Source organism: Aromatoleum evansii, assembly GCF_045689615.1.
In the GTDB taxonomy this organism is placed as follows: Bacteria; Pseudomonadota; Gammaproteobacteria; order Burkholderiales; family Rhodocyclaceae; genus Aromatoleum; species Aromatoleum evansii.
This window is the reverse complement of record NZ_CP141259.1, coordinates 4350443-4367316: the sequence shown is the minus strand read 5'-3', so window position 1 is coordinate 4367316 and position 16874 is coordinate 4350443. Positions and strand designations below refer to the sequence as shown.

12 protein-coding genes and 1 pseudogene are annotated in these 16874 nt (G+C 63.1%); 2 read left to right on the top strand and 11 right to left on the bottom strand.

Annotated elements, in window-relative coordinates:
* Positions 1 to 49: 49 nt before the first annotated feature.
* The 4 genes and pseudogenes from U5817_RS20475 to U5817_RS20460 form a co-directional block, all read right to left on the bottom strand.
* Entirely contained in the window at positions 50 to 1129 is a 1080-nt protein-coding gene (locus U5817_RS20475) for a glycosyltransferase (RefSeq protein ID WP_407278611.1), read from the bottom strand.
* A 233-nt stretch (positions 1130 to 1362) separates the two neighbouring features.
* Positions 1363 to 2292, bottom strand: a complete 930-nt coding sequence (locus U5817_RS20470; protein ID WP_407278610.1) for a glycosyltransferase family 2 protein — start codon at positions 2290 to 2292, stop codon at positions 1363 to 1365.
* Positions 2293 to 2963: 671 nt separating this feature from the next.
* Positions 2964 to 3227 (bottom strand): annotated as a pseudogene (locus U5817_RS20465) (glycosyltransferase family 2 protein); the annotation flags it as partial.
* Positions 3228 to 3268: 41 nt separating this feature from the next.
* The gene (locus U5817_RS20460) at positions 3269 to 4060 is read right to left on the bottom strand and encodes a polysaccharide deacetylase family protein (RefSeq protein WP_407278609.1); all 792 of its coding nucleotides are present in this window, start codon (positions 4058 to 4060) and stop codon (positions 3269 to 3271) included.
* Positions 4061 to 4209: 149 nt separating this feature from the next.
* Here U5817_RS20460 and U5817_RS20455 point away from each other — a divergent pair, with 149 nt between their 5' ends.
* Positions 4210 to 5112: a hypothetical protein gene (locus tag U5817_RS20455; RefSeq protein ID WP_407278608.1), complete on the top strand. Its 903-nt coding sequence runs from the start codon at positions 4210 to 4212 to the stop codon at positions 5110 to 5112.
* Between the two features lie 6 nt (positions 5113 to 5118).
* Here U5817_RS20455 and U5817_RS20450 read toward each other — a convergent pair whose 3' ends face one another.
* From U5817_RS20450 to U5817_RS20430, 5 genes are all read right to left on the bottom strand, one after another.
* Positions 5119 to 5985 carry a glycosyltransferase gene (locus tag U5817_RS20450; RefSeq protein WP_407278607.1) on the bottom strand — a complete coding sequence of 289 codons (867 nt, stop codon included), beginning with the start codon at positions 5983 to 5985 and terminating at the stop codon, positions 5119 to 5121.
* A 441-nt stretch (positions 5986 to 6426) separates the two neighbouring features.
* Entirely contained in the window at positions 6427 to 7374 is a 948-nt protein-coding gene (locus U5817_RS20445) for a class I SAM-dependent methyltransferase (protein WP_407278606.1), read from the bottom strand.
* A gap of 57 nt (positions 7375 to 7431) precedes the next feature.
* Positions 7432 to 8703 (bottom strand): ABC transporter ATP-binding protein, encoded by a 1272-nt coding sequence (locus U5817_RS20440; RefSeq protein ID WP_407278605.1) that lies wholly within the window; start codon positions 8701 to 8703, stop codon positions 7432 to 7434.
* 9 nt (positions 8704 to 8712) lie between these two features.
* Positions 8713 to 9528 carry an ABC transporter permease gene (locus tag U5817_RS20435; protein WP_407278604.1) on the bottom strand — a complete coding sequence of 272 codons (816 nt, stop codon included), beginning with the start codon at positions 9526 to 9528 and terminating at the stop codon, positions 8713 to 8715.
* Positions 9529 to 9749: 221 nt separating this feature from the next.
* Positions 9750 to 13328: a VanZ family protein gene (locus U5817_RS20430; RefSeq protein ID WP_407278603.1), complete on the bottom strand. Its 3579-nt coding sequence runs from the start codon at positions 13326 to 13328 to the stop codon at positions 9750 to 9752.
* 218 nt (positions 13329 to 13546) lie between these two features.
* On the opposite strand from U5817_RS20430, the gene U5817_RS20425 reads away from it, so the two are divergent.
* A complete protein-coding gene (locus U5817_RS20425) occupies positions 13547 to 13960 on the top strand; it encodes a hypothetical protein (protein WP_169125958.1) in 414 nt (137 codons plus the stop codon).
* Here the strand turns inward: U5817_RS20425 and U5817_RS20420 are convergent.
* Together U5817_RS20420 and U5817_RS20415 are read right to left on the bottom strand one after the other, a co-directional pair.
* Positions 13957 to 15162 (bottom strand): pyridoxal-dependent decarboxylase, exosortase A system-associated, encoded by a 1206-nt coding sequence (locus tag U5817_RS20420; protein ID WP_407281112.1) that lies wholly within the window; start codon positions 15160 to 15162, stop codon positions 13957 to 13959. The genes U5817_RS20425 and U5817_RS20420 overlap by 4 nt on opposite strands.
* 32 nt (positions 15163 to 15194) lie before the next feature.
* The gene (locus U5817_RS20415; RefSeq protein WP_407278602.1) at positions 15195 to 16796 is read right to left on the bottom strand and encodes an acyl-CoA ligase (AMP-forming), exosortase A system-associated; all 1602 of its coding nucleotides are present in this window, start codon (positions 16794 to 16796) and stop codon (positions 15195 to 15197) included.
* Between the last annotated feature and the right edge of the window lie 78 nt (positions 16797 to 16874).

Below are 16874 nucleotides of genomic sequence, written 5' to 3'. Positions count from 1 at the left end.
TTACCAATTCAAATGCAGAGCATTACTTGGCTACATCTGACGTTTCCCGTTAGAAGACTTCTTGGAGAACGCCTGTAGATGATCTTTGATGAACCGAGTCGATAAAGGAAAGATACTTCTTCGTTATCGTGGAAACAGAGAAACTACTACTGGCCGCATTGTAGGCGGCTCTGCCAACGCTTTCGCGGAGTTCAGCATCCAGCGCCAATGTGCTCAACAGTTCGACCCACTCATCGTCGTCGCGTGCGAGAAACCCCGTCTTGCCATTTTCGATCACCAGCTCATCGGCGGCAGTCGGATTGCAGATCAGGGGAAGTCCAACGCCCATGTACATGATGACCTTCGTCGACGGTTTCTCTGCTTGGTATGTTTGATGGTTGTCGCGCGCTGCAACTGCGATGTCTGCAGTGATTAACGCTGAGAATGCATTTTCGTGTGTCCAGGGGAGGTATTGCACCTTGCCATCGTCCGAGGCTGGCAAGTTGGTATGATAGACGAGTTTTAGTGTCGCCCCCGACTGGCGCGAGGCGCGTTCAACTGCAGACTCTAGGCCGACGATGCCTCCCCTGTTAAATTGGTACCCCTGCCAGATGATCGTGATTTGGTCGCCGGTTGCCGAATAATCTGCTTTCTGGATTCGGCTGATTACCGGATGCTCGATCAGGCAGGTCGAAACGTTGTTTCTCTCAAACCGAGAAAGTTGCAAGGGGCTGGAAATGATGACGCCCTTGAGGAGTTCATGGAACTCCACGTCGTCGTAGAAATTTCTCTTGCAGCCATGAGGATTGTCAACGATGTCGAAAATTACCGTCTGCTTCCCTTGAGACTTGCGCAGTTCCGCGATGACCGCGTCGCCGTAGACCTTTACGACGATGACGATGTCAAAGCGTCTTAGGTCGTCACCTTCGAAGTAAATGTCGGCTATGTACTTGGAGCTGGTACGGTTTATTTCAGATACGATAGGGTCAATTCTCCATGCGCGGACATTCAAGTCGTTCTCGCCGGTTTTTATTGGGCCGAAGCCGATTTTGATCCGGGAGGAAAAGGCGCTTCGGGTTCGAAGCGATACCAGTTTGTGCGGGCTGACAAGTAGCATTTTGTCTTTGAGCCGATGTAGTCCGGTGCGCATCGGTTGACCCTCCTGTCCTCAATGCGGGGGAGTGCCCACTCCCTGTGTCTGGTTGCCTTTTGCGCCCAATGCAAGTCTTGTGCGGATTCTGGATCGCGTCGGACAACTCTAAGCGGGCGATCTCGATTGAGTCGAGGGCGTGGGTCACGCCCGAGAACGGGTGGGTCAAGGAGCTGCGTAAGGGGCGCGAGTCCATGTCTGCTTTCGCCCCGACGACGCACGGGTGAATTCATTCAGGATTGCGTTTGTTTGCGTCGCCTGTAGCCAACGAGGCAACCAAGCGCATTCGTTGCATTCATTGCTTGCCGTAACGAGCCCGGCCTTTGCATGAGCTGCATTCCGATGGCTCTTGAGAATTGACGCACGAGCTGGGAAAGGAGGAACGGTGGTACGTCGAATAGGGTGCGCGCGTAGGTCGGCAACTGATAGCGGCCGCACCGTACGCCCGCGCGATAATGCAACTTGAGGAAGTAGCTCCGCCTCAATTTCCAGTCATCTACCGCGTGGAGCACCTTCATGTCCGGCCGGTAGCGGATTCGTGCGCCTCGATCAAGAAGGGTCCGAAACATGATTCCATCTTCCCCTCCACCAACGTCTGCACCAACCCGGTTATATCGCGGATCAAATCTCAGGAGAGGATCGGACCGAAAGAGTTCCGTGGCGTAGGCGATGTTGGCAGTCCAGATCGGCGTGTTTGTGTCGTTAATCCAGATCGCCTCTGAGCCGTGGTCAACTTCGGCCAGAAAACCAAGAAGGTCGTCTTCCAGCCATGGGGGGCGGGGGTGTTCGCTAAAGTCGACCTGGACTTTCCCTCCCACACACTCAGCGCCTTCGTCGCAGATCGCGCCGACGACTGCGGCGAGAAGACCGGGTTTTGGCAACTCGTCGTCGTCGATGAACACCAGGATGTCGCTCCCCAAGGTTTCCTCGATCGCACGATTGCGCGCAGGGACGATGCCCGGCTGCGTCTCCGTCACGACTCTCAGTGGAGCGCCGGGTTCGGCGGCGAGGCGGTCCAGCACCGCAGGCGTGTCGTCGGTACTGTTGTTGTTCACGGCCAGGATCTCGAATGGAATCGGGCTGGCTTGTGCGCGCATCGCCCGCACCAGGCGGTCCAGGCGCCGTGCGCGGTTGTACGTGCAGAAGGCGAAGGTCAGCTTCATTGCGAGCAGCTTCCGTTTGTGTGGCCGGTTCGCGCGTCCCGTGACAAGGCATTCAGCAGTGCTCTGTGCACGCCGATGGGCAGCAGGGCCGGCAGAAGGTAGATCCAGTCGCGCCGAGTTCCGAAACCCGCCCGCATCGCGCGCCTGAAGATCGCGCGCGCCGCCGTCAGATCGCGTTTCCAGTACGCGGCATAACCTGTCCGCAGCAGGTTGCCGAAGAGCAACTCGCGGCTTCGATCGCGTCCCAGAGTGGCGAGAAAAGCCGGGTGCGCCTCCAGATAGCGTTCTTGCGCCCGCAGCAATTGCAGCGCGGCGCGGGCACGATCCGACGACGCCTGCACGCCGTCGTGAAAGTGATAGAACGCCAGCACTTCGGGCACTCTGACGATGGGGCGCGCGGTGGCGAGTTTCAACCATAGCGCATAGTCCTCCGCGTTCGTCAGGCTATGGTCGAACCCGCCGGCCGCGAGCACCGCGTCGCGGCGCGTCAGCGCCGCGTGCACGGGCCAGCGGCAGCCGGCGAAGAGTTGCTCCTGCTTGTCCGGTCGCTCGTAGTCCGGCGGTACGAACGGCTGGCCGCGGCCGCCGGGTAGCCCCAGGTTCTGCCATCCGCAATATGCGAGCACGGCGTGCGGGTTGGCCTCCAGCGCAGTCGCCATTCTTGCGAGAAAATCTGCTGCCCAGGTGTCGTCTGCGTCGAGGAAGGCGACGAGATCGCCACGAGCAAGGGCGAGCCCCGCATTTCTCGCCGCGCTCACGCCCTGATTTGACTGCGCGTGAACACGGATGCGTGGATCCGACACGCCGCGCAGCCACGCCAGCGTGCCGTCGCGCGAGCCGTCGTCGACGGCGATCAGTTCCCAGTCGGGTAAAGACTGCGCGAGAAGGCTCCCGACACTCGCCGGCAGGTGCCGCTCCGCGTTGAAACATGGCATCACCACGGAAACGGTGGGAACGGGGCGTTCGGCCGGCATGCTCAGGCTCGCAGCCGACGCAGCGCACAGCGCACCACGTCCGGCCAGGCCACCTCGTGACCGCCGAAGTAGAGCTTGCGTGCGAGGCTGGAGGTTGTGTCGTGGTTGAACACCGTCAGCCTGCGCACCGAATACGGATTGCCGTCCCTCAGTGCCCAACCAGTGCGCGTCGTGCACGCCACGGCATAGCCCGCACTGCGCACGGCGTCGGCGCAGCGCGCGTCCCATGCGCCGTAGGGATAGGCGAAGCTCGATACGGCGGCGCCCAGCACATCCTCCAGGGCGCTGCGCGAGTCGCGCAGTTCGCGCGCAATCGCGTCGTCGTCCAACGTCGGCAGGCGCGCGTGGTTCACCGTGTGAGAGCCGACCTCCATGCCTGCCGCCTGCATCTCGCGTAACTCCGGCGCAGTCAGCAGGCACCCCGCCGGTCGGCCGTCGTCCGGCCAGCTCGGCGTGCACCCGAGCGAACCCGTTACGACGAACCACGTCGCACGCATCCCACGCGCGTGCAGCGCCTCGCACGCCGCCAGGTTGTTCGCATAGCCGTCGTCAAAGGTGATCACGGCGGTCCGCCCCGCCGGCGGCTGGGCGTATGCAGCCAACTCCGCCACCGTGGGCGTCGCGTAGCCCTCGTCCTTCAGGAAATCGAGCTGCGCGGCAAACCGACGCGCCGACACGGCCCACGGCCAAGCCGGGGTTCCGCCGGTGGTCTCCACGGAGTGGTACATCAGCACCACGGGGCCGTGCGAGCCGCCGCGGCGATGAAGTGCGGACGAGATCGGATCAATTTTCATCGCAAGTGTCGAACACCTGGAGAACTGTACTTTCTCACGAAGCGCAGCCGGCGAACGTGCTACTTTACCTACTGCCCGGCAGATTCCGCCTGCTTCGGCGCGGCCTCGTGAACGCGCCGGGTGCCCCGTGACATTCGACTGGGTGATCCTTGAAGCTAGCGGTCTTATTCTGGTTCTACAAGGAACCCGAGCTCTGCGAGAACCGTCTCGTCGTCCTGCGGCGCCGGAATCCCCATGCCAAGGTGTATGGGCTGTACGGCGGCGACCCGGCGAAGGCCCCGCTGTTCCGCGAGCGGCTCGGCCAGTATCTCGACGACTTTTACGTCTTCGACCAGCCACGCGATGCCCACTGGAAGTGGTATCACGGCGACCAGATGATCGTGCACTGGTACCGCAAGCGCGGCGTCGATCTCGCCTGGGATAGCCTCTTCATCGCGCAGTGGGACATGCTGGTATTCGGTCGCCTCGAAGGCCTGTTTGCCGGCGTGCAGGAAGGGGAAATGCTGTTCTCGGGCCTGCGACCGGTACGGGAGGTGGATCCCTGGTGGTGGTACATCCGCGAGGGCTCGCCGGAACGCGCGGAGTATTTCCGCTTCGTCGATTTCGTCCGGCAGACCCACGGATTCTCTGCGGAACCCCTGTGCGGCGAATTCATAGTCGTGTGCCTGCCGCGGTCATTCCTCGAGCGTTACGCGGGCATCCACAACCCCGACTTGGGTTTTCTCGAGTACAAAATCCCCATCTACGCACAGATCTTTGGCGTACCGTTCTGCACGGCACATCCCTACAACCCCTGGTGGGGTGACGATCCCTCCACGCGGGATGCGCCGCTGCTGGCGCGCGCCCTGAATTCAGAAACCCGCGACGTGCCGCTGCGCAGCATCCTCACCCACCTCGCCTTGCCGTGGGGGAGTCGGATCTTTCACCCGGTGTTTCGCGAATATCCGCTCGATTTCCGTCGACGGATGGGGCGTCTTGGCGAGGAACTGCGTGACGAGGTGCTCAAGCCGGGCTGGTGGCGCTTCAACAGGCGCTACTTGGGCAAGCCGTAGCGCAGATCAGAACAGCCGGCGCAGGCCCTTGACGACACGGTGTGGAAGCCGGCCTTCCAGCCACGCCAGATCTGACTCCGCTTTGCTCAACCGACTCGCCTGTTCGGCGAGCATGTCCTCGTAATGCATTACCATGTCCCACACACGGTCGGCGCGGCTGGAATCCGGTCTGATCGCTGCCGCAGCGCGCAATGTGTCGAGAAATAGCGAAGCGCCCGAATCCAGTGTGCGTGTGGCCCGTACCTCGGCGTGTGCCGCATCGGCAATGCGTCGGCGAAGATCCGCGTCCATAATCAAGTGATCGAGTGCGGTGAACCATGACTCGGGGTCATTGGACACGACGAGCCCGGATACGCCGTCCCGAACACTGCGTGTGTAGGGAGTGACCGCCGAAAACACACCGGGGATCCGCAGGGCCGAATACTCAAGCCATTTCAGGTCACTCTTGCAGCGGTTCAGTGGGTTGTTCAGGAGCGGAGCTATTCCGATGTCGATGCGCTCGCGAGCGATAACCTGTGGAAACTGGTCATACGTGCACCACCCGTCGATGTATGTGCTGCCGGGCAGCGCCTGCAGAGCGGGGGTCACGCAGCCGAAAAAACGGAATGCAACGGCATCTCCATGTTTCTGGGCAAGCCGCGCGAGTGCATCCTCCACGATGGCCAGATCCGGCTTGTGCGTGCCCGTGCCGAAGAAGCCGATTACCACTGGGCCGGTGTCTGCGCGCCTTGTCGTCGGGTTCCTGGAGAACCAGTGAATCGGATCCAGAAAATTCGGCACGACGCGGACATTCGGGTTGTATTGCCGATATGCCTCGGCGAGCGGTTCGGTCGATACCTGAATCACATCACAACGCTGCACGAATTCCGTCAAGATAATGCGGTTTTCTCTCGAATAGTATGCGTATGGGTGATTAGCAGGCAAGTCATCTAGTAAATCATCAGTCTCGTAGATTATCGGTCTTTTTGATCGCAAAATTGCGTCAAGAGAGTGCCGATTTTTGACTGATGGAAAGGTCCTTTGTACGACGATAACGTCATTTCTCTCAAGTTGCGCAGGGTCTGCTGTGGCGTTCCGTGCGTTGAGACTTGTATGCCACTTTATCGCTGTTAGGGCGAGTAGTCTGCCGAACGGTTGCCTGACCCTAAGCAATGCGCATGCATGATCTATCGGTTCATTCGAATATACGACGCAGCAAATAAGGGGGTGTGTTGGCATTTCGGATTGCGTTTGAATGTTAATTGCTGTTCAGTCAAGTAGGTTGATGGTGTTCTATCCTTAGGCGATAAGGCGCTTCTCTTTGTCGTTACTGTGCTATGTTGCTTTTGTGCTTGTGAGGTTGCGCGACTTGTTATGGATTAACGACATAATCCATCTTGCGATGCGGACTGGTGTTTTGTTTTCGAGCCAGGTCAGATTTGATTGAAGTTCATTTATTCTTCTTTCAAGCTTTGCTAGTTCACGCTCTTTGTCTGTGGCTAGGGCTATTAGCGACGAGTTCTCCATGTGTGCGTTCAGGATAGAAAGTTCTTCTCTAGAGGATTGGCTTGGAGTTGCCTTTACAATGAAGTGATAAGTGAAACATTCCTCATTATTGGTTCGGATGTATTCGATAATGCGGCTGGCGTTATTGATTGTGTTTCTTAGGTCGAACTCCGTTTCGTTCTCGCGTGCATAGCTGCGCTCCAGTAGGGCAATCGTAAATTCTGCTTCGGTAAATGAGGTAATTATTGTTTTTCTCGTGAAGAAGCGAATGTGAGAGTTGTCGAGAATTCCATTGTTTTTGTAATCGAATTTGCCGTGTAGCATTTCGAGAAGAATTGCGATGTGAACAATATTTGGGATTGATGCTATAAGATATCCGTTTGTGTCAATAAGTGGCTTTACTCTTGAGAGAAGTGATGTAGGGTTGTACAAATGCTCGAGTACGTCGGCGCACAGTACTACGTCGAATTTCTCCTGCGGAAACAGGGGGCGGAAATCCAGTTCGTCCAAATTGCCCACAATTACCCTGGAGCAGTAGCGTCTCGCCTGCTCGGCGGCCGACGGGTTGATCTCGATGCCGGTCACATCACAATTTAGATCGTGCCTCAAGACTTTTGATTGCGTTCCGACCGAACAGCCAAGTTCAAGCACCCGCTTGTTCTTGCCAACTAGCCGAAGTGTCCTAGAGGCCGTATTTTCTCCTTCCAGGGATAATGGATAGGAATATTCTTTGAGTAGCGCATGGAATTGGTCGTCTTGTGGCGTTGTCGTGCCCATGAGTCTGTTCTCTGTTTATGGAGTATGGGGATTGCAGCAAGTTATGAGACATTCGTGCTATGCCGAAATCGTGTTGGCGGTGTCGTCTTGCGCCGTGCTCTTTTCGAAATTCCACTCACCATTCATCTCCACAAAACCTTCACCCTGTTCAGATACGATGGCGCGGTTTATTGTGGTGGTGGCTACCTGTATCGGAAACGCATTCTCTGTGTAGAAAATTGGTTGAAACGATTCTGCCAAGGCTACGCCAAGCCTGAGCGAATAGACGCCCGGAAGGAAGGGAAATTTCTTGATCCGGTAGCTCAATGTGTACGTCCCTGGCGCCAGGGTTTCGATCGAAATCCTTCCGATGCTCTGACTCGTCGCTAGGTAGAGGAAGTCCGTAGTGTGGATTCCGATTCCAAATACTGGGGCCAACAGCGTCGTGACGGTTCTGTAGACGATGCGGAATTCCACTTCCTGATCATGCTCGACTGTGCTTATTTTTCTCCCCGTTCGGTCACGGAGTTCGATGGTAAGGAGTTCCACGTCCCCGCTCGATTGTGTCCTGCTGGTCGTGCATAGGAGCCTATGATCGTGGATCTGTTTGTCGCTGACCTCGTAGAAGCGATTGCAGACGTGCCGCGGTTGGCCATCCAAGTTAATCCTTCCGTGTTCCATTAGTACCACGCGCGTGCACAGGCGTTCGACCTGCCTGATGTTATGGCTTACCAACAGGACAGTCTTCCCTTGGCGCTTGATGAGTTCTTCCATTCTGTCGAAGCACTTCCGCTGAAAGGATAGATCGCCGACGGCAAGCACCTCGTCAACGATCAGGAGCTGACACTCGACGCTAGTCGCAACTGAGAATGCGAGCTTCACCTGCATGCCTGAGCTGTAGCGCTTCACAGGGGTGTCGATGAACTCCGCCATCTCGGCGAAATCAACGATCTCGTCGAACTTGCGATCAATCTCGCGCTTCGACATGCCGAGGATCGCGCCGTTGAGGTAGACGTTTTCGCGTCCGGTGAAATCGGCCACGAAGCCGGCGCCGACTTCTATGAGTGGTGCGATGCGGCCGCGGACTTTTACCGATCCGTGTGTCGGGGTGCTGATGCGCGCCAGCATCTTCAATAGCGTCGATTTGCCAGCGCCGTTGTGGCCGATGATGCCGACGACCTCGCCTTGTTCAATGCTGAAGCTGACGTCGTCGAGTGCCTTGAACAGCGGGCGTTCGGGCACCGGCCGGCCGACAAGGCGGGCGCCGGCGTTCATGACCGTCTGCTTGAGGCTTTGCAGTGCGCCGAGCCGATATTCCTTGGTGAGATGTTCGACTTCGATGACTGGCATGTGCGGAACTCAGATGACGTCGGCGAAATAGCTTTCCGCGCGCTTGAAGTACAGGTAGCTGAACGGCAGCAGCACGGCGACGAGCATGACGCCGGGCACCATCGCGCCGAGGTCGGGGGGCTGGCCGCGGAGCACGACGCTCTGGAAGGCGTCGATGATGCCGGCGAGGGGGTTCAGGGTGTACAGGGTGTAAAGCAGTCCGGACCAGTCTCCGGCGGCCTGTTGGACGAGCAGCTTGTCCTTGACCAACTGCAGCGGATAGATGACGGGCGAGGCGTACATCAGGAGTGACAGCAGGACGGGGAGGGCCTGGCCGACGTCGCGGTAATAGACGTTGATCGCGGCACCGGCAAATGCAACGGCGAGCGAGGCGAGTACGGTGTAGCCGATGATGACCGGCACCCAGAGGAAGTGAACGCTGGGTGACATGCCATACCAGGCCATCAGGCACGCGAGGATGAGGAAGTTGATGCCGAGTTCGACCAGTTTCGTTACCACGGAGGTCAGCGGGAAGATCTCGCGCGGAAAGTAGATCTTCTTGATCAGGGCGGTGTTGCCGACCACGCTGTTGACGCCATCGGAAGCGGATTCCTGGAAAAAGGTCCAGGGCATCAGCGCGGCGAAGGTCAGGATCGGGTAGGGAATGTCGCCGCTGTCGATGCCGACGAAGCTCTTCACCAGCGTGAAGATCAGCATCAGCGTCACAGGCTTCAGCACGGCCCAGGCGATGCCGAGGTAGGCCTGCTTGTAGCGCACGGCGATGTTCTTCCACGCGAGCACGGCGATCAGCTCGCGGTAGGCGCAGAGTTCCTTCAGGCCATTCATCGGTTGGATCAACTCCCGGCGGGGCCTCGCGTTCAGTTGATGCGCAAATCGTGTGGTGACACTGCCTGCTTTCGACGCGATGAACACGCCGCGGCGGGCGTCCGCACTTCGACTGCGGAGACCCGACAAAATGCATTCTCCCAGCCCGTGATCGATTGGGCAGTGACATTTCACACTGTCGGGACGTCCTTCTGCGCGGGTGAAAGCCGCGTGGAAGCGGGTCAGTGCGTGGCGAAGAGGCGGTCGACCAAGGTCTCCAACCACGTTTGGGGCGCGGCCGCAGGCGACGCGCTGTCATCGAGCAGGTCGTATGTCTTGGCCGATGGTGCATCGCCGATCTCGATGCGCGCGCCGAGTTGCCCGGGTGTGAACCACCAGCGTGTCGTGCGCCGCGGTCCCGCGATCTCGCAGCCCACCTCGCCGCCCCGTTGCAGCAGACGCACGCGATGGGCGGGGCGCGTCTCCGCGGTGGTCGGCAGCAGGACGACGAGGAAGCGGTCTTCAAGGGCGTCGTGCGCGGGCATGAGTTCGACCCTCCAGCCTCCCGCCTCCGGCGCCGGAGGCGGACGACGCATCGCTTCGACGAGTTTGCCTTCTTCGTCGTAGTTGCGGCCATCGACGAAGAATTCGAATCCGCGCCCGCCCGTGGTCAGCAGGCGGCGTTCCTGCGGGAGCAGCACGTGGGCCTCGAGTCGGCCACCCGTCCGGGCCGCTCCGCGCGGCGGCGTACTGACGACGAAGCCCTCGTTGCCGACCTCCGGCGCCGAGTTGGCGTGCAGGAGCCAGCGTTTGCGGAAGGCTGGGTCGGTGGCGCGGACGTCGTCGTAGATCACGACGACGTCGTCGATCCGGTCGTAGCCGAACACCCTCCACGCGCGTTCGACGCGACGGCTGCGGTGTAAAGCTTCGCCACGGGCGGAGTGGGTGTTCGTGTAGGCCGGGGTGAGGTCGGCGACCGCGACGGTGAGCGCATCCTCGTCCAGGAATCGGGCGATGCGCCCGGTGTGATAGAGCTCGCGCGCCTGTTCCCATTCGTCGCGGTCGATCGGTGCCGGGGCGACGTGCCAGCCGGAGCCGACGCGCCGCTGGCCGCCGTCGTTCGCGATGGGCCGCAGGCCCTCCGGGGTCGGGAGGGGGGCATCGTCGGCTGGATCGGTGACCGTGAGGGCGTTGTGAGCCACGGTCTGGTAGGCGTAGTTCATGTGGTGGTCCGAGCCGTAGCGCGGTCCGTAGATGCCGCTGTCGATGGCGAGCGGGCCGCCCTTGTCGATGGTGAAGGCGCCCTGGTCGAGATGGCTGTGCGACCAGAAGTTGTCGCCGGCCTTGAACGTGACGTAGGTGGCGTCGGGGGTCCAGTCGCTGCGGGCGACGATCAGGCCGATGCCGTCGAAGCGCCGTGACAGGGGGAGCGCCGCGACGGCGCCAGAGTCAGTGAGCGTGGCGTCGGACAGCGGGCCCCAGGGCCAGCCGGTGGGCGTCGGGGCGACCGGCGCTGCGGCAAGACCATAGGCCGCGGCGTGGCGGTAGTGCAGGGCGAGCGGCGCGGCGTCGGGCGGGTGCCGCTGCAGGTTGCTTGCGTCGCCCGAGCGGATCTGGGTGCCGTCGGGGCGCGTGCGGTAGACGAGGAAGTCGAGGAAGCTGCGCAGGCCGGTCTCGGACGTGAAGAGATCCTCGCCGGTCGCGGCGAGCCACATCGCGGGGAGCGTGTAGACCGCCTGGCCGATGCCGACCGCGACGTATTCGCCGCCTTCGTGCCAGCCGCCGTGCGTGCCGAACACCTGGCGCCACACCGGCAGCACGCGCCGCGTCCACAGGTCGTGAGTGAAGGCCATGAGGGCGTCGCCGCGCGGGTGTTCGCGGTACAGGGCAATGGAGCACGCCATCAACGCCTGCAGCGGGCTGTTGTAGAGGATGGCGTTGTACGGGGAGAGGCGTTCGTGGCGGATGAAGTCGATGACGTACTGGCAGCCCTCGCCGAGCTTGTCCTGCAGGGCGATGCGCTCGGCGTAGCTCCACTGTGCGTGCAGCCAGTCGTAGGCGAGCGCGAGCGTCTTGACCTGGTCGTCGCCGCGGTCGGTGAAGCGCACGTCCATCAGCCGGCGGTGCAGCAGGCCGAGATCCTGGCTGCCGGGGGCGGCCAGGGCTGCGAAGGCGACGGCATCGACCGGCCCCTTGCCTCCCCCTGCGGCATTGCGCCGCGCTGCAAGGTAGCCCGGATTGCGCGCCGCAAGTTGCGCCAGATTGGCCGCCGAGGGGTGCGGAAGCCGCGGATGGGCGTCGCGGAAGCCCGGCAGCGATAACGCCGGCAGGGCTTCGGGGGGCGGGAAGGTGGTGTGCGCGCCGTTGTCGGCGGGCGACCAGGACGCAGGCGGTCGGGTCGCGGCGACCACGGCGCCGAGCGCCGCGACCGGGAGCGCGACACCGAGGGCGAAACGCCACAGCGGGGTCGGTCCGCGGGGGAGCGATGGCGCGGCGGTGGCGCTGGCGTCCTGCACGCGGCGCAACACCCGGCTCGCCAGGGCATGGACGAGCCACACGCTCGCGCCTGCGATCAGGAGATTGGTCGGGTCTGGGTGCTTGGCGGCGGTGAAGAGCTTGAGGACTTCGATGCCGAGGCACAGGGCGACTGCGAGCAGGATCGCCGCGCGGGCCGCTCGCCGTCGACCGGGATAGGCGAGGGCGGCAGCGAGGCCGATCGGAGCGTAGCTTCCGGCAATCGCGAGCACGCTGCGCACCGCCGCGGTTTCGGAGGTGTAATAGTGGTAGTAGAAAGGCAGGAAGCGCAGTGCGGCGAGTTTTTCATTTGCTGCCCACAACGGCTGGAGTCGCAGGGGCAGCACTTCGTTGAGGGCGAGCGCCAGCAGCAGGTAAAGCGGCGCGCCCAGAAACACCACGCGGCGGGCAGCATCCGGTTCGATACGTAGTCGCCCCGCGATGGCGCTCCGCGCGAGGGATGCACCCCACGCCGCGCCGAGCCCGCGCGTGAGCACCGAGATCCCCTGTGTCGTGCCCGAGGCGAGCAGGATCTGCATGAGTTCGATCGCCAGGCCGAGGCACACCCCCGCGCCGAAGCCCCCGATTGCGCCAGTCCGCACCCGGCGTGAGGAGCCTGCCCCGATCACCAGCAGCGCACCGAACGGCATCGCCAGCATGGCCTCGGCGAGAAGCTTGGTGCCGCAACCGAGACCCGCGCCGCATCCGGCGGCAGGGCCGAGCGCAAGGGCCCCGTTGGTGGCCAGCTTGGTGACGAGTTCTGCCTTGGAAACGAGGAAGTCGTAGGGGAAGAGGCTGAAGGCAACATAGCCGATTGCGTACAGCGCGAGCAGGGCGCGCAGGCTGTGCGTCCCGCCGTCGACGAAGCGGTCCCACATCGCGCCGAGGCGACGTCCCGATGCGAACCACAGGCCGCAACCCAGGCCGGTGCCGAGGAATTCCGCCACCAGATCGTTGAGCGAGACGGTGCGCGGCGGGAAATGGAGTTGCAGGAACTCGATGCCCACCGCGAGCGCGAGGCTGGCGCTCAAGGCCGCAGCCAGGGGCAGGATTCGTGGTGCCCGCCTGTCGTCCTGGATTGCTCCCGTTGCGAGGTAGGCGAGGACCAGATACAGCAGGATGTTCGCCACCCAGTCCGCGCGGGACGCCACCCCCAGCGAGAGATACGGGGTCGCGAGAAAGGCCTGCCAGGCATCGGGCCGGGGCTGGAAATCGAGCGGCACCAGGCTGCCGTAGAGCACGAACAGCGCCCACGCGAGCGTCGCGGCCGCATAGCGATTTCGCGCAACGGGGGCGGAAGCTGGCAAGGCGTGCTCCGGCGGAGGGCGGACGGGGCGGGCGCCACTGCCGCCGCGAAAGGACTGCTTCGTATTATCGACCGCTCGCCACGTGCGGACAATCGGCGTGACCGATTGCACTCGTGCCAGGCGTCACGCCAGCGAAGCGATCAGGGCACGTCTACACTGATTTGGTTTCCACCTTGTCGCGCTCGCCTGACGGTAACGTTCGCCCCTGGAGGATCGTCATGAAATTCCTGTTTGTACCCGTCATCCTGTCGCTTGCGGTGATGCCCGCCATGGCAGAGGCCGCGTGCACGTCGACCTCCCAGATAACGGATGCCGCTGCGCTAAGTACGCTGTTGGCGGGCAAGACGCTGTGCGCCACGCGCGGCACGGATCGATGGCAGGAGTTTCATCAGGCGGGCGGCGCCCTGATCGACTACAAGAAGGGGCAGACCGACCCGGTTGACCCGACCAAGCAGGTTGGTACCTGGACCGTGACCGGCAACGGTTCCGGCACGCAGGTGCGCTACAGCTACGGTCAGGGCGCGAACTACACGTACAAGGTGCATACCATCGTCCAGGACGCCAGCTACAGCCTTTGCAGCTCGACCGAGGATCTCGTGGTTTCGATGCGCGTCGGTCTGGGACCCTGCTAGACCAGCACCTCGACCACCGCCGGGTGCCCCAGGAAAGCCTGCGGGCTCGCGCTCGCGCCATACGCGCCGGACTGGAAGATCACCACGAGGTCGCCGACCTGTGCGTCGGGCAGTGGCATGCGCTCGGCCAGCAGGTCGAGCGGCGTGCACAGCGGCCCGACCGCCGTCGTCACCGTGGTTGCCGTTGCGTCGGCGCGATTGCCGATCGCCGTCGGATAGTTCTTGCGGATGACCTGGCCGAAGTTGCCCGAGGCCGAGAGGTGATGGTGCAGGCCGCCGTCGCACACGAGGAAGACCTGTCCGCGCGAGACCTTGCGATCGACGACGCGGCTGACGTAGATGCCCGCTTCGCCGACGAGGTAGCGTCCCAGCTCGATGACGAGGTTCGCGTCGGGCATGCGGCTTTGCGCGGCGTGCGCGATTTCTGCGAGATTCGCGCCGATCGGGCCTAGATCGAGCCGCGTTTCGCCGGGGAAGTAGGGGATGCCGAAGCCGCCGCCGAGGTTCAGCACCCGCACCGGTGAAGGTGCCGCGTCGGCGAGGCGCAGCGCGAGTTCGAAGCTCTTCTGCTGCGCCTCGACGATCGCTTCCGCGCGCAGGTTCTGGGAGCCCGCGAAGAGGTGGAAGCCCTCGAAGGAGAGCCCGAGACAGCCGACCTCGGCGAGCAGCTCCGGCACCGCCTCGGCGTCGACACCGAAGGGCTTGGGGCCGCCGCCCATCTTCATGCCGGAGCTCTTCAGCTCGAAGTCGGGATTCACGCGCAGCGCGACGCGCGCCGGCCAGCCGAGGCGGGCGGAGATGTCCGCGAGCCGACGCAGCTCGCCTGCCGATTCGACGTTCAGCAGCACACCGGCCGCGACTGCCTGTTCGAGCTCGGTGTCGCGCTTGCCGGGGCCGGCGAAGCTGATGTCGGCCGGCGGGCAGCCTGCGTCGAGCGCGATGCGCAGCTCGCCGGCCGAGGCCACGTCGAGTCCGTCGACGAGTTCGGCCATGACCCCGACCAGCGCAGGCATCGGATTGGCTTTCACGGCATAGTGCAGGTCGATCGCATCGGGCAGCGCCTCGCGCAGTTCGCCCACGCGCGCGTCCAGCAGTTGCCGGTCGTAGGCGTAGAAGGGCGTCTGTCCGACCCGCGCGGCAAGGCGCGTGAGCGGCACGCCGCCGACGATCAGCTCGCCGTCGCGGATTGGGAACTGCGTCATCGGGGCGTGGACGGGAGCGGGTTTGGCCGTGTTCACTGCGCGGATTCCTGTTGCAGGTATTCGGAGGCAAGCAGCTTGCGGTCGATCTTGCCGTTCGGGTTGCGCGGCAGCGGGCCGCTGCGGACCTCGATGCGCGCCGGCACCATGTAGGCGGGCATGCGGCTGCGGCAGTCGGCGAGCAGCGCGGCCGGGTCGAGCGTGCTCCCCGGCGCGGGTGTGGCGACCACGCAGATCGCCTGACCGAGCGCCGGATGCGGCAGGCCGAAGGCGACACATTCGCCGACGCGGCCCGTGCCGTAAATGATCTCCTCGACCTCCGTGGGACTCACCCGGTAGCCCGACGTCTTCATCATCTCGTCGCGGCGGCCGATGAAGTACAGGAAGCCTTCCTCGTCGCGGCGCACCGTGTCGCCCGAGAACACCGCGATCTCCGGTATCTGCAGCCCCGTCTCGCGTCCGCCGATGCCCGCGGGCAGGGGCTTGTAGCGTTCGGCGGTCTTTTCTGGATCGTTCCAGTAGCCCATGCCGACGAGGGCGCCGCGCTGCACCAGTTCGCCCGGTTCGTTGGGCGCGCATTCGCTGCCGTCCTCGCGCAGCACCAGCACTTCGGCGTTCGGGATCGCCTTGCCGATCGAGTCCGGGCGACGGTCGATCTCCTCGGGCGGGAGATAGGTCGCGCGGAAGGCTTCGGTTAGCCCGTACATCAGGAAGGGGCGGGTGCGCGGCAGTTTCGCCCGCAGCGCCTTCAGCGTCTCGAAGGGCATGCGCCCGCCGGTGTTGGCGATGTAGCGCAGGTGTTCCCCGACCGTCTCGGGCCAGTCGAGCCCGGCGAGCTGGATCCACAGCGGCGGCACCGCGGTGAGGCCGGTGACGCGCTCGCGCACGACCGCGTTGAGCACGTCGCGCGGCAGCAGGTAATCGATCAGCACCGCGCGCGCGCCGGCGTGGAAGGCCGTCGTGAGCTGCGAGAAGCCGGCGTCGAAGGACAGTGGCAGCGCCGCGAGCAGGGTGTCGCCTGCGTGGTTCTCGAGGTACTGCGCGACGCTGCGGGCGCCGGTGACGACGTTGCGGTGGGAGAGCACGACGCCCTTGGGGCGGCCGGTGCTGCCCGAGGTGTACAGGATCGCCGCCATGTCGGTGTCGATCACGCGGTGGCCGCTGCGCGGGGGGGCGGCGGCAAGATCGCTCCAGCGATGCACGGTCGCGCCTTCCACGGTCGGCAGCTCCGCCGGATTGCCGACCAGCACGATCTGCCGCAGGTCATGGCATTGCGCGAGCACCGCCTGCAGCAGCGGCAGGCGTTCGGCGCTCGTCACCAGCACGCGCACGTTGCAGTCGCGCAGGATATGCCCGACCTGTTCGCCCTTCAGCAGCGGATTGACCGGCACGAACACCCCGCCGGCGGCACTCGTCCCGAAGGCGGCGGCGACGAACTCGAAGCGTTTTTCGAGGTAGATCGCGACCCGTTCGGCACGCGCGAGGCCCAGTCCGAGCAGTCCCGCCGCGAATGCACCGCATTGCGTTTCGAGTTCCGCGTAGGATAGGGTTTGTGCACCGCGGGTCAGCGCCGCTTGCGCGGGATTGCGTGCGACGGCGGCGCGAATCAGGTCGTGGAGCAGGGCGGTCGGCATCATTGCGGTGGTCTGGGCTCGGCGTTGCGCATTCTTTCTCGCATGCAGGCGGCGCGGGCGAGTACGGACCGGAAGTATAAT